This window comes from Photorhabdus sp. RM71S (genome assembly GCF_042879355.1).
Classification (GTDB): Bacteria; Pseudomonadota; Gammaproteobacteria; order Enterobacterales; family Enterobacteriaceae; genus Photorhabdus; species Photorhabdus kayaii.
The window spans coordinates 65,785-78,237 of the sequence record NZ_JBHFKV010000010.1 but is presented as its reverse complement, the minus strand read 5'-3'; the positions used below and the strand labels follow the sequence as shown (position 1 = coordinate 78,237).

10 protein-coding genes and 2 pseudogenes are annotated in these 12,453 nt (G+C 40.2%); 5 read left to right on the top strand and 7 right to left on the bottom strand.

The genetic code is table 11. The annotated features are described in order from the left end of the window. Window positions 1-4 precede the first annotated feature (4 nt). Window positions 5-1,357, bottom strand: coding sequence for a glycerol-3-phosphate transporter (gene glpT / locus ACGF5R_RS08210; protein ID WP_112878254.1), 1,353 nt, complete (start codon window positions 1,355-1,357; stop codon window positions 5-7). Between the two features lie 505 nt (window positions 1,358-1,862). Between glpT and ACGF5R_RS08205 the strand changes: the two genes are divergently transcribed. The 3 genes from ACGF5R_RS08205 to ACGF5R_RS08195 all read left to right on the top strand — a co-directional run bounded on the left by ACGF5R_RS08205 (window position 1,863) and on the right by ACGF5R_RS08195 (window position 4,450). Then, window positions 1,863-2,294 (top strand): DUF29 domain-containing protein, encoded by a 432-nt coding sequence (locus ACGF5R_RS08205; RefSeq protein ID WP_387690427.1) that lies wholly within the window; start codon window positions 1,863-1,865, stop codon window positions 2,292-2,294. Between the two features lie 450 nt (window positions 2,295-2,744). After that, window positions 2,745-3,872, top strand: a complete 1,128-nt coding sequence (locus ACGF5R_RS08200) for a hypothetical protein (RefSeq protein ID WP_240000801.1) — start codon at window positions 2,745-2,747, stop codon at window positions 3,870-3,872. Between the two features lie 77 nt (window positions 3,873-3,949). Beyond that, complete coding sequence (locus ACGF5R_RS08195; RefSeq protein WP_387690424.1) at window positions 3,950-4,450, top strand: tetratricopeptide repeat protein; 501 nt, start codon at window positions 3,950-3,952, stop codon at window positions 4,448-4,450. 198 nt (window positions 4,451-4,648) lie between these two features. Here the strand turns inward: ACGF5R_RS08195 and ACGF5R_RS08190 are convergent, their stop codons facing one another. After that, entirely contained in the window at window positions 4,649-5,749 is a 1,101-nt protein-coding gene (locus ACGF5R_RS08190; RefSeq protein ID WP_112878258.1) for a glycerol dehydrogenase, read from the bottom strand. Window positions 5,750-6,209: 460 nt separating this feature from the next. Then, window positions 6,210-6,872 (bottom strand): annotated as a pseudogene (locus ACGF5R_RS08185) (L-fuculose-phosphate aldolase); the annotation flags it as partial. On the opposite strand from ACGF5R_RS08185, the pseudogene ACGF5R_RS08180 reads away from it, so the two are divergent. Then, window positions 6,847-7,202, top strand: a pseudogene (locus tag ACGF5R_RS08180) (transcriptional regulator); the annotation flags it as partial. The pseudogenes ACGF5R_RS08185 and ACGF5R_RS08180 sit on opposite strands and share 26 nt — an antisense overlap. A gap of 123 nt (window positions 7,203-7,325) precedes the next feature. Here the strand turns inward: ACGF5R_RS08180 and ACGF5R_RS08175 are convergent. Further along, window positions 7,326-8,000, bottom strand: coding sequence for a 7-cyano-7-deazaguanine/7-aminomethyl-7-deazaguanine transporter (locus tag ACGF5R_RS08175; RefSeq protein WP_387690422.1), 675 nt, complete (start codon window positions 7,998-8,000; stop codon window positions 7,326-7,328). Between the two features lie 182 nt (window positions 8,001-8,182). On the opposite strand from ACGF5R_RS08175, the gene tusA reads away from it, so the two are divergent. Then, window positions 8,183-8,437 carry a sulfurtransferase TusA gene (tusA, locus tag ACGF5R_RS08170; protein ID WP_011148230.1) on the top strand — a complete coding sequence of 85 codons (255 nt, stop codon included), beginning with the start codon at window positions 8,183-8,185 and terminating at the stop codon, window positions 8,435-8,437. Window positions 8,438-8,711: 274 nt separating this feature from the next. On the opposite strand, the gene ACGF5R_RS08165 is transcribed toward tusA, so the two are convergent. From ACGF5R_RS08165 to ACGF5R_RS08155, 3 genes are all read right to left on the bottom strand, one after another. Next, window positions 8,712-10,991 carry a zinc/cadmium/mercury/lead-transporting ATPase gene (locus tag ACGF5R_RS08165; RefSeq protein WP_387690420.1) on the bottom strand — a complete coding sequence of 760 codons (2,280 nt, stop codon included), beginning with the start codon at window positions 10,989-10,991 and terminating at the stop codon, window positions 8,712-8,714. 144 nt (window positions 10,992-11,135) lie between these two features. Next, a complete protein-coding gene (locus ACGF5R_RS08160; protein WP_262980433.1) occupies window positions 11,136-11,762 on the bottom strand; it encodes a lysoplasmalogenase in 627 nt (208 codons plus the stop codon). A 388-nt stretch (window positions 11,763-12,150) separates the two neighbouring features. Then, window positions 12,151-12,432: a DUF1145 family protein gene (locus ACGF5R_RS08155; RefSeq protein ID WP_112878263.1), complete on the bottom strand. Its 282-nt coding sequence runs from the start codon at window positions 12,430-12,432 to the stop codon at window positions 12,151-12,153. Between the last annotated feature and the right edge of the window lie 21 nt (window positions 12,433-12,453).

Sequence of the window (12,453 nt, the reverse complement as noted above, 5' to 3'; positions counted from 1 at the left end):
GAGGTTAGCCATATTGTTGGGCTATTTCCTGTTTATGTTTTTTTTCGGTAATCGTGACGATTAGCAATAGAATAACGGACAAGATACTACCACCAATCATCACCATAAAGCCGCTATCCCAACCGAAAAACTCAACGGTATAGCCGATGATAGCACTTGCAGCAACAGAGCCACCTAAGTAACCAAATAAGCCGGTGAAGCCAGCGGCTGTACCGGCGGCTTTTTTTGGCGCCAGCTCAAGGGCATGTAGACCCGTCAGCATCACTGGGCCGTAGATAAGGAAGCCAATAATCAACATGCAAGCCATATCTACAGTAGGATTACCTGGTGGGTTCAACCAGAATACGATAGTGGCGATAGTAACCAGTGTCATAAAGAACACCCCAGTTGCACCACGGTTGCCTTTAAATACTTTGTCTGACATCCAACCACAGAGTAGCGTGCCTGGGATACCGGCATATTCGTACAGGAAATAAGCCCATGAAGATTTATCCAGTGCGAAATGCTTGGCTTCACGTAGATAGGTTGGCGACCAGTCAAGAACACCGTAACGTAGCAGATAAACAAATACGTTAGCCATAGCAACCATCCACAGCAGTTTGTTAGGTAACACGTACAGCATGAAAATCTGTTTAGCTGTTAACTCTTTTTCATCTTTCTCTGTGTAATCAGAAGGATAGTCGTTTTTGTACTCTTCGATTGGTGGCAAGCCACAAGATTGTGGTGTATCACGCATCAGCGCGAACGCAATCAATGCAACGAGAATCGCGGCGAAAGCTGGCATATAAAGTGCGGCTTTCCAGTCATTGAACCACGCCATACCTAACAGGAATAGCAATGGTGGTAAGCCGCCGCCAACATTATGTGAGCAGTTCCAGATAGAAACGATACCGCCACGTTCTTTCTGTGACCACCAGTGCACCATAGTACGACCACAAGGAGGCCAACCCATGCCTTGAAACCAGCCGCACAGGAACAGTAGTACAAACATAATGGTAATACTGGAAGTTGCCCAAGGTACGAAACCCATAAACAGCATAACAACAGCCGCGAGGATCAGACCCGCAGGTAAGAAGAATCGTGGGTTAGAACGGTCGGATACGGAGCCCATGATGAATTTGGAGATGCCGTATGCGATAGAGATCCCTGATAGTGCGAAACCGAGCTCACCTTTGGAAAAACCTTGCTCAACCAGATAAGGCATTGCAAGTGCAAAGTTTTTCCTTACCAGATAGTAAGCCGCGTAACCAAAGAAGATCCCCATAAAAATTTGCCAACGTAAGCGACGATAGACTGGATCTATCTGTTCTGTTGACAGTCGGGACCTATGAGGTGCCGGCTTGAAAATACTTAACATATTTTGCCTCCGATGGCATTTTTGGTTTTATAAACAGCTTGCCGGTTGACTAATGCCACCGGATGGGAAAATGAAAGGTTTTGTAAGTGGTTATTTTCCATAACGAAAATTATGATAGTCGAAATCACTCAACCTCGTCTGTGAAACAACACTCAGTTGTTAAAGTTGTTTTGCCCTAGCGGTAATTCTGAGTGATTTGTTAACTTTTTGAAATGTGCTTTACCAATGAAATTGTGACTATTGTCACAATAACGAGCTTTACTTAATTGTTGGTGAGCGTTTTTGGTTCGTTTTTGTTCTTTATCAAACAAAAACCACAGTTTTCATACATCTTCTATTTGTTATTTTATATGTATCCTTACTAAACGAAGGGATCTTCTCAATTTATGGTGAATGGGCTGCTAATCGATTTTGATGATAAACATACTGTTTTGACGGTATGCCAATAATCTGCCAGACTCATAATTTATACAGTTGTATAGCTGATATACCCAGTGGAGGACCCATGACGACACGTTATGACAGCGATTTTTATGGTTGGACGCAGGAGCAGGCAGGTTTGCTTCGTTCCGGCAATCTGAATCAATTGGACAGGGAAAACCTTTCGGAGGAAATAGAAAGTATGGGAAATAGCCAAAGAAACGAGCTGGAATCTCGTCTTGAGGTACTGTTTCTTCATCTCCTAAAATGGCAATTCCAATCTGAACGGCAAGGTCGGAGCTGGGAGCTTACGATTGAAGAACAGAGAAGAAAAATAGCCCGTCGTCTTAAAAAAAATCCCAGCTTAAAGTCAGAACTTAGCGAAATTTCCTCTGATGCTTATGGTGATGCCATTATTGCAGCAGAGAGGGAAACTAATATTAGGCGTAGTGTATTTCCTGAAACTTGTCCTTGGACATTTGAGCAAATAATGGATGAAAATTTTTGGCCTGAATAGGCTCGATAAATTTGTTTCCTAACGCACTGATTTTGAACAGTGCGTTTTCTCGGTTGATCGATTTTCACTTCACTGCAAGCAGTATTAACAGAAATTATTTGCTTTTCGGTGGATATTCATTGGGTTAGCCAAGATTATCCTTTTTAATTTTCATGACCTTTGTAGTATTAATGATTATAGAAAAATTCATTGTCATCGCTGTGGCTATATTCAAGACAACGGTAGGATCCAAAATAGCGATGCAAAATGCCAACAGTTCTAATTTCTTATCGAAGAATATAATAATGAAGTAATAATAAGATAAAATATTAGTAAACTATTAATTTGATTTTTTGATATAGATTTATAAAATTTCAGTAGTGATATTGATAATTATTTCTATTTGCAGTAAATTGTATTTCCTTTAATTTGTCAAAGAAAATCATGGAAATTTTCAATAAGGAAATAACTATGCCAAGTAAAGACTATGGGTTAGTTGATAAAATTTTTAACGAAAATTTTAAAGAAATGCATGTAGAAACAATAACAGTAAAAATAGCACCTTCAGGTACTAAATATACTAATGCGACAGGAGACGTTAGTAAATCTACTTTTGGACATGTATGGGTTGAATTTCAGGGTGAATCAATCGGATGCTTAGGTGATAATAAGCAAGTAGGAGGAGTTGAGAACATCTCTTTTAGAGACTCAATAGCATACGATAAATCAAAAATTTCCAGTGTTACATATCCAATATATTCAGAGAGTGTGGTTAATAATATGAAAAGTTACATCTCTGACTTAAAAAATGGAAATTTCTATGATTTTAAACCGAATTACAATCTCCTTACCAATAACTGTATAGATTTTGTAAATTCAATTCTTCGAGTTTCACATTATGATAATGATAAGAATGGTATAGATTTCATTCAGGAATTACGAGGAATGAGTCCAAATGCCGTATTAGATAATCTTGAAGAAGTTGTTGAAGATCAGAAAAATACAGAAACACCACTTATTATTGATTTAACTGGCGATGGTATTATTACCATCGCGGAAAATGGTTCTATATATTTTGATCATGATAATGATGGTATTGTTGAAAGTTCAGGATGGATAGAAGCCAATAATGCATTTCTGGTATGGGATAAAAATGGAGATGGAAAAATAAATAATGGAAATGAGTTGTTCGGGAATAATTTTATATTAAAAAATGGAAACAAATCAGAAAATGGGTTTGTCGCATTAGCAGATCTTGACGATAATTGTGATGGTATTTTTGATCAAAATGATAGTCTATGGAATTCATTAGAGTTATGGATTGATGCCAATAAAGATGGTATAACTGATGACGGAGAGTTGTATAAATTAAGTGAGTCAGGAATCTCTGCTATAAATCTTACATATAAAGAAAATGGATTTAAGGATATCAATGGTAACATTCATGGATTGGAAAGCTCAGTGCTCTGGAATAATGGGAATACGACTAAGATAGTGGATGTGTTTTTTACTGTGGATCAAAACATGCAGATGGCGTCACTAAATTCAAATATTGACATAATAGGGGTAAATGATACTTTTAGCGAGATTATTTTATGAGTGATTTTTTTGTAAAAAATAAGAAATATTTTCTCTATTCAGTGTTCTTTTTTTCTTTTATTGCTCAGAGTTCAGATATGAACATACAAGATACCCCATCGATTGTTTTCAATCATTCAGATGATTTTTTATCAGAATTTTCTATTCCAATGCCTAAAAATGAAAATGAATATTACGAGTTAATAAAGAGGACAAATAATGGGAATGTAGATGCAAACTGGATGCTCGCTGTAATACAACAAACAGAAGGTTATCGTCAAGAAGCCAGTGAAAGATATAAGTTATCTATATCAAGAAATGATAAATATAAATTAAGATCTATGGTTAATTTGGGGTTTATTTTGGAAGATGAAAATAAATACTCAGATGCGAGAGCACTTTTCGAATTGGCTGGAAAAAGTGGATATTTTGAAGGCTATCGCACGATTGGAACGAATTATTTAAATGGGATCGGTGTAAATCGAGATTTTAATAAGGCAAAAGAGTATTTTAATAAAGGAAGCCAAATTGGGTGTCATGAATGCACATTTCTTATTAATAATTGGAGTGATGTTATTAAATTGAAAAAATCAGAATAGTAAATTTATATTTTGAGTTAACCTGCTAGTACTAAGTGAGATCTTTCCAGGAAGAAAAATTTGGGGGGGCGTAGTTCTTAATATGGCGGCAGGTTCTGTTTGATGAACGAGACTTCATTAAATTAAAACAAATGATTGGATAAAAAATCAGTGCTTTGTCAACAAGTTGAGCGGACAATTTGCCCGCTCTTGTCAAACTTAATACAGCCAGTCGCGTCCCATCCGGTCAGCAGCCATAATAGCGGCGTACACTTTTTCAGGTGTCACTTCAAAAGGCATGTTGTGAATGGTTTCATCCTCGGCACAACTCGCTTTCGCCACTGCCATCACTTTTTCTTTCAGTTTTTCACCATCTTTTACTCCAAGTTGATCCAGAGTAACCGGTAGTCCCATCTGTACACAGAAATCAAGGAAAGTATCTAATTCTTCATTTGGGCTATTTTCCAGTATTAGTTGAACTAATACCCCGAAGGCGACTTTTTCGCCGTGGTACATGTGGTGGCATTCTTCCAATACGGTAAAGCCATTGTGTACGGAATGAGCGGCGGCTACCCCCGTATTTTCAAAGCCCAGGCCGCTTAAGTAAGTAATAGCTTCGATGACATTTTCCACCGCAGGTGTACTGACGTCTGTTTCAACAGCCAATTTTGCTTTATAGCCTTCTTCTAACAAAGTTTCGTAACAGAGATGAGCGAGGGCTATTGCGGTACGGGATATCCCGCCATCTGTCATTCGAGGTTTATGGCCGGCTCCACAAATGCGGGTTTCGAAGTAAGTTGCCAGCGCATCGCCAATTCCGGCAATCAGAAAACGGGTTGGGGCTTTAGCGATAATGCTGGTATCGATTAGGACAATGTCTGGGTTTGTTGGGAGAAACAGATAGTCTTCATATTTGCCATCATCGCTGTAAATAACAGAGAGAGCACTGGTTGGCGCATTAGTGGAAGCGATAGTGGGGGCAATCAGAACAGGTAATCTGGATTCGTAAGCGACTGCTTTTGCTGTATCTTGTACTTTGCCACCACCGATACCAATAACGGCTTGGCATTCATGTTTTTTAAGAATGTCAGACAGGCGTCTAATCTCATTCCGACTACATTCGCCGCCAAACACTTCAAAATGGCGGGTGATTTCATACTGTTCCAGACTGTTATGAACGGTATCTCCCACTAATTTCATCGCTGAATTACCGATGATAACTAAAACGTGATCGGCGATGGTTTTTGTGTATTTACCAATATGGAGCAGAGCATCAGGTCCTTGAATATATTTGGATGGGGATTGAATAATTTTCAGCATAAGAATATTCCTTTTGTGGAAACTCAGTATCTGTTTGCTGCATAAATTTTTTAACAAACAGGGAGCAAAATGTGACAGACTGGTAAACTATTTTCGGATGAAAAAAGTACTTAAATTACTTCACAGACTAACACCATCTATAAAAATTAATGGTTGGTTATGGATAAATAAAGTTGTTATGCCCATTTTGTCGTGGGAAATGTGTGTTTTTTTGATCTATGCCCGGATCTCTGCACTGGAACAGGCCCTTTTTCTTCATAGCTGCGTTTGGGGAAGCTAGTGGGTTGGACAGGTAAAAAGCGGACAGAGTGGCAGGCTATTGCTTTACCAATCTCTTAATTAGCAGTTCTGACTACGAGACAACTCTTTTCTTTTGACGCGAGGAATAATTCATTAATTGCACCTTGTTCAAACCAACTTGTTTCATTAATATAATGGCCGCTTGGCAAAGTGATCCTATTTTTTCAATTTTTAAACCATATGTCTTAAATTTCTCAAGTACAATTGCTATTTCCTCTGGGCTCAGAATAGAAACTGGATTTTGGATCGCTAGAGTCTGTAAATATAGATGAGCGAGCACTTCAACTTCATGTACGAGCCATAGTGCTTTTTGTAGATTAACTTCGCAAACAATCATCCCATGATGCTGTAATAGAATAGCTTTTCTGTTTTTAAAACCATTAAATACATAGTCAGAGAGTTGTTTGGTGCCAAATGTTGCGTAAGGTACACAGGGAATTGAATCTCCTCCCGCTGCGGCAATCATGTAATGAATGGCCGGGATTGGCTTATTTAAAATAGAAACTGCTGTGCAATGAATTGCATGATTATGGACAACGGCATTGGCATCGGGTCTGGCATGATAGACTGCCTGATGAAAACGCCATTCACTTGAGGGGATTTTATTATCCTCAGGTTGACCATTTTCATCTACATAAACAATATGTGTTTCAGTCAATTGTTCATAAGGGATTCCTGTCGGCGTAATTAACATTCCATTATTATAACAGACACTGACATTACCCGCAGTGCCTTGATTTAATCCTAATCGAGTCATTTCTAAGCATGTATGAATAATTTCACGAGATAATGTATTTAATATTACTATTTTTACCAATAGCATTCGTATTTGTCATCAATTATCAAAGAAAAAAATATTCAATTAATCAGTTCAGGGGGAGTTTTACATCGTAAATATGCTTGTTATATTAATTCATCACTTATTGCACAATTAAAAAATTTAGAGATCGATCTATTTATTTTTTCCTGTGACGGCATTGATGCAAATGGCGATTTATGGGATTCGAATGTTGATAATGCACAATTTAAAGAAATTCTTATAAAACGATCATTGCAATCAATCTTGCTAATTGATAAGAGTAAAATTAACCGAAAAAGCGAAATTAAGATAGAAAATTGTAGTAATATCAATGATATAATATCGAATTGTTAGGTGTAGTTGTTAACGTTAATAAGTGCATTGGCATAGAAAAATAAAATGGAAGACTATCGCTCTGCCCAATCTCTTAATCAGGCGATCTGATTAAGAGATTGGTATTTGTCTGGCGTATAAAAATCAGCGAACTTGAATGTGGGTATTGTTAGTTTGATAGGCAAAGAAGTACTTTAAAATTAGATTCAACAAAATGCCGTAAGCGGGTAGGAAAAAGAGTAAGCAGATTAATAGTTTAAAACAGTAATCGACTAACCCAATCTCGATCCAGTTAGCAGCCATAAAAGCATCGGTACTGCGATAGAATGCGATAGAGAAAAAGGCAAGGGTATCAAGTAAGTTACCGAAGAACATCGCCGCTGCGGGAGCGACCCACCAATTGCGTCTCCGGCGCAGACGATTGAAGACGTATACATCCAATATCTGCCCAAGGAAGTAAGCCATAAAGCTGGCACAGGCAATACGGGCAACAAAGAGATTGAATTCAAGTAGCGTGGTAAACTCTTGCCATTCTCCTTGGAAAAATAGGGCAGAAATTATATAAGAGATCAGCAATGCGGGGATCATAACGGTGGTAATGATCCGCCTTGCCAGTGGTGCGCCGTAGATACGAACCGTCAAATCTGTTGCAAGAAAAATAAATGGGAAAGTAAAGGCTCCCCAGGTGGTATGAAAACCGAAAATAGAAACGGGTAGTTGCACCAGATAATTACTGGAAATAATAATCAGAATGTGAAATAGCGAAAGCCAAATTAAAGCGGTAGTGCGCTGTTGTGTAATTGTAGTTGATAAAAACATATTGTACCTTTTTGGAATATGGGGTGAGGGAACCCAATGAAAGATCTGCCGTTTTAACTGACGGCGCATCACATGATACGTCGGTTGTGCACGAATTCAAAATGCTGTACGTAAAGTTAATTTTTGCTAGCTTTTTTATAATATAATTCAGTCTAATAGACTGACTGAAGTAGAGATAAGTTATGCCCGATGTGTTTACTCATCCAGATAAAACCCTTGATACACAAGGGCTTCGCTGTCCTGAACCGGTAATGATGGTACGGAAAACCGTACGTCATATGGAAGCAGGGCAGATGTTATTAATTCTTGCTGATGATCCGGCAACTACGCGGGATATTCCTAGTTTCTGCCGTTTTATGGAGCACCAATTGGTTGCGCAAGAAACGGAACAAATGCCTTATCGCTATCTGGTGCGGAAAAAAGAGAGTCAACTCTGAATATAACAGCCAAGTTGAGGAATGAACGTTTTTGCTTTTTACCATGCCTTCGAACGTCAATGAGCTTTTATCACTGAATTCATCTTGCTATAGCACAGGATATGAGCCGGGAATAAGACTCATATCCTTAATATACCCGTTATCTTTCAAGTTGCCTCTTTGTTGGCTGCAACTCACTCACCCCGGTCACATAGTTCGCGATGCTCCCGGGGATTCGCTCCCTTGCTGTCGCGATGCATCTTGCAATCCATAGGGTATAGCTAGACAATTTTCATTATTTCAGTTTAATTCTCAATAACCTGACCGCGTTTGCTGTCACAAGAGCGGTTGCGCCAGAATCCGCCAGTACTGCCATCCACAAGCCTGTAATACCCAATAGGCTAGTGATAAGGAAGATCCCTTTTAGCCCCAAGGCAATAGCAATGTTTTGGCGGATATTATTGTGCGTTGCGCGGGAAAGGGTGATGATTTCCGACAAACCTGTCAGACGGTTGTGAGTCAATGCTGCATCTGCGGTTTCCAGAGCGACATCGGTACCGCTTCCCATCGCTACACCGATACTGGAAGCTTTCATTGCGGGTGCGTCATTGATGCCGTCGCCGACCATCATTGTGCTGTGATCTTTATTCAATGCAATGACCGCTTTGACTTTATCTTCTGGCATTAACCCGGCGCGGAAATCTATTCCTAACTGACCGGCAATTGCAGTTGCTGCACGTGGGTTATCCCCTGTCAACATCACCGATTTAATACCTTGATCTTTCAGTAAACGGATAGCATCAATTGCATCTTGACGTAACGTATCTTGCATCGCGATAAGGCCAGTAAATTGTTCATCATGCATCACGGCAACAACGGTTTTACCGCAATTCTCTAACTGAACAATTTTTTGTTTCCAATGCTCAGATAACGTGTTTGCTGGCAGTTTTCCGGGCGCACTGACGAGAATACGTTTACCGTCCAACTGACCTTCAACACCAACCCCCGCCAGCGCTTTACGGTGTTCAGCTGCGGTAATACTAACGTTTTTACTCTCTGCGTATTGCAAAATGGCTTTAGCCAGTGGGTGGTGGGAGCCACTTTCTACTGCGGAAGCCAGAGTTAATAGCTGAAATTCGCTGATGTTTTCTGCTGGTTTTATATCTGTGACTTGTGGTTTACCGGCGGTCAGCGTACCGGTTTTATCAAAAGCGATAGTGGTGATTAGTCCCAGTTGTTCCAGCGCCGCGCCACCTTTAATCAATGCACCTCGGCGGGTTGCTGCTGCAAGGGCAGAGGTAATTGCGGCGGGTGTGGAAATCACCAAAGCACAAGGGCAACCGATCAGTAGCAAAGTAAGACCACGGTAGATCCATGTTTCCCAAGGTTGGCTGAATACAGTAGGTGGAATGATGATAACCAACGCAGAAAACAGCATAATCAGCGGAGTGTAAATCCGGCTAAAACGGTCAATGAAACGCTCAATCGGTGCGCGGCGTTCTTCGGCTTCTTCAATCAGTTGCAGAATACGGTCAATGGCATTGTTGCCCTGTTCGGACAGCACTTTCATTTGGACTGCACGATCCACGGATAAACAACCTGCCGGAACTTTTTCTCCCTGCATTCGTTCAACCGGAATAGATTCGCCTGTCAGTGCACTTTCATCAAAGCTAGCGAATGAATTGAGTAATTCAGCATCAGTGGGTAAACGTCCGCCTGGAGCAATCTCGATGATATCGCCAGGGCGAAGGTCTGAAACTGGGACAGTTCTTTTTTCACCATTTTTTATCAGTAGAGCCTCTTCCGGCACCAGTGCCATCAATGCGCTAACTCCTCGACGAGCACGGCCGGCAGCATAAGCTTCCAGCATTTCGCCAAGCATAAACAGCAGTAGTACCATTGCTGCTTCAGCGGTGGCGTCAATAAACAGTGCGCCAATGGCGGCAACACTCATCAATGTTTCAATGGCGAATGGCGTGCCTGATAGTATGAGCTGCCAGGCTTTGGTAACAATAGGCACCAATCCAATCACGGTAGTGATAATAAAGGCAATACGGCCAAATGAGGGATTGATGTGAGAGATTCCCCAACTTATCAGCATCATCAGTGAAAGAGTGATGATCGGGGCAAGTTCTTTCCAGCGGCTGCTTTTTTCTGCTTTCTGACTTGAATCGGAATTGCGTAGAGCAAATCCAGCCTGATTAACGGCTTGAATAACGGCTGAACGTATATCTGTATCCGCATCCACAACTAGTTTTTCTGTTGCGAATAGAACCTTGGCTTGTTTCACTTCTGGAATTTTGCTGACTGCGGTTTCAATTTTGCGGGCACAACTTGGACAATCCATACCATTAACCACCCAACTGAAACGTTGGTTTGCCAAAAGCTCAGGTGCTTGTGTCTCTTGTGTATCATGGGAAGGGTGATGCTTATGTGAGCAAGTCTTACCATGTTCATGATTATGTAAATGCTCACTAACTTGTTTAGCCTGATCTGAACAAGTAGTAGTCGCGCAGCAGCTTCCATGCTGGTGGTTATGTTGATGAGCACTATTTTTGTTTGAATTTGAGTACATGGACTCCCCCTGAATAGAGTTAACTCAAAGATAATGATTAAACTCTACACTTTGGAGCCTACTCCAGAGTCAATAAAAAGAAAAAATAAAGTTGTCAAATTGTACGACTGAGTGCTGATATCTATTTTCAACTTAATCTTTTTATTAAAGATAAATAGAACGGATAATCAGAAAATGGCCGATAAAATAACAGGTTGCTACAATCGCCTTAGAAGATTTGAACTGGAAACGGTAATGGTTAATCAACCAGACACTATGTGACAGCAACAACAAGATAGTGCCTGTTAACAGGGAGAAACCATACGCTGTATTAAGGGAGAAATATTGTTCACCTGCCATCCACACCATTATCAGGAGCATGACAACTGAGGCAACGACTAGCCAGCGCATTTCCTCCAGTTTATTCCAAATAACCAGCAGAATAACGGATCCCAGAACCAGTAAAATTAATGGCAGCGGGAAGAAGAAACTGAAATTCATCTGCATTACAAAGCTTATTGTGTAGAGCAGATAACAGAGGAATAATGTGCTTAGAGAGAGTAGTGAATACTTACTGGGGAGCATGCGCAGAGCATCTGATATTAAAGCAGTAAATAACCCAAGACAGATTAAATAACCTGAAATATGCAGCTCAGGCGCTTGCCATGCCCACAATAACAACAATAGCAGAGTGACTGGCCTGAATAGCCATCTTTGCCAGTTTGGACCACGGTAAGCTGCATTAACATACAACCAACCAGAAAGAAATACTGCAATAAATGGCCAGCTCATCTTTGTTCCTTAAATAAGTGATGGATAAGGGGTCTACTCTTTTACTATCAAAATATAGACTTAAATAATAGAGATTGGTTTAAGTATCTGTGCGGAAATAGGCAATAAATTAAGAAATGATTTATCTGTTCAGCAAAGAAAGCAGGCAATAAGTTGTGTTGAGACAGAATTCTAAACACCCTCCTCATAACCGGAAAGGGGAATGAAATGAATCATTCCTCACATAATTGTATACCCTATGGATTTCAAGATGGATCGCGACGGCAAGGGAGTGAATCCCCGGGAGCATAGGTAACTATGTGACCGGGGTGAGCGAGTGCAGCCAACAAAGAGGCAACTTGAAAGATGACGGGTATATATACTTTCCGGGTGTTGGGGCGTGTGTCTACTATTTGAGGTGATGGCTTTTCTCTTTCCGTTGTTTTTTCTGCATTGACAGTAGTTCAAAGACACCAAAAAAGAAGATCTTGGTTTGCATCAGGCTAGAGAGTTTTTGGTCTTTGGGCTGACTGGTTTTCAGAAGCAGCATTTGAAATGCATGCATGACCACCATGAAAATCATGGCGACATCCATAAAATACTTCAATGGTTTTGGAAATGGATGGATCAGGTTAAAGATCAGAAATCCCCAAACACAGATCATTAACAGTTTGCCCAATTGAATAAACATCAGTGTGTACTCCAAAGTAAG

Coding starts and splice junctions, on each gene's coding strand:
- glpT (WP_112878254.1), bottom strand. CDS start 1,357: ATGTTAAGTATTTTCAAGCCGGCACCTCATAGGTCCCGACTGTCAACA.
- ACGF5R_RS08205 (WP_387690427.1), top strand. CDS start 1,863: ATGACGACACGTTATGACAGCGATTTTTATGGTTGGACGCAGGAGCAG.
- ACGF5R_RS08200 (WP_240000801.1), top strand. CDS start 2,745: ATGCCAAGTAAAGACTATGGGTTAGTTGATAAAATTTTTAACGAAAAT.
- ACGF5R_RS08195 (WP_387690424.1), top strand. CDS start 3,950: ATGAACATACAAGATACCCCATCGATTGTTTTCAATCATTCAGATGAT.
- ACGF5R_RS08190 (WP_112878258.1), bottom strand. CDS start 5,749: ATGCTGAAAATTATTCAATCCCCATCCAAATATATTCAAGGACCTGAT.
- ACGF5R_RS08175 (WP_387690422.1), bottom strand. CDS start 8,000: ATGTTTTTATCAACTACAATTACACAACAGCGCACTACCGCTTTAATT.
- tusA (WP_011148230.1), top strand. CDS start 8,183: ATGCCCGATGTGTTTACTCATCCAGATAAAACCCTTGATACACAAGGG.
- ACGF5R_RS08165 (WP_387690420.1), bottom strand. CDS start 10,991: ATGTACTCAAATTCAAACAAAAATAGTGCTCATCAACATAACCACCAG.
- ACGF5R_RS08160 (WP_262980433.1), bottom strand. CDS start 11,762: ATGAGCTGGCCATTTATTGCAGTATTTCTTTCTGGTTGGTTGTATGTT.
- ACGF5R_RS08155 (WP_112878263.1), bottom strand. CDS start 12,432: ATGTTTATTCAATTGGGCAAACTGTTAATGATCTGTGTTTGGGGATTT.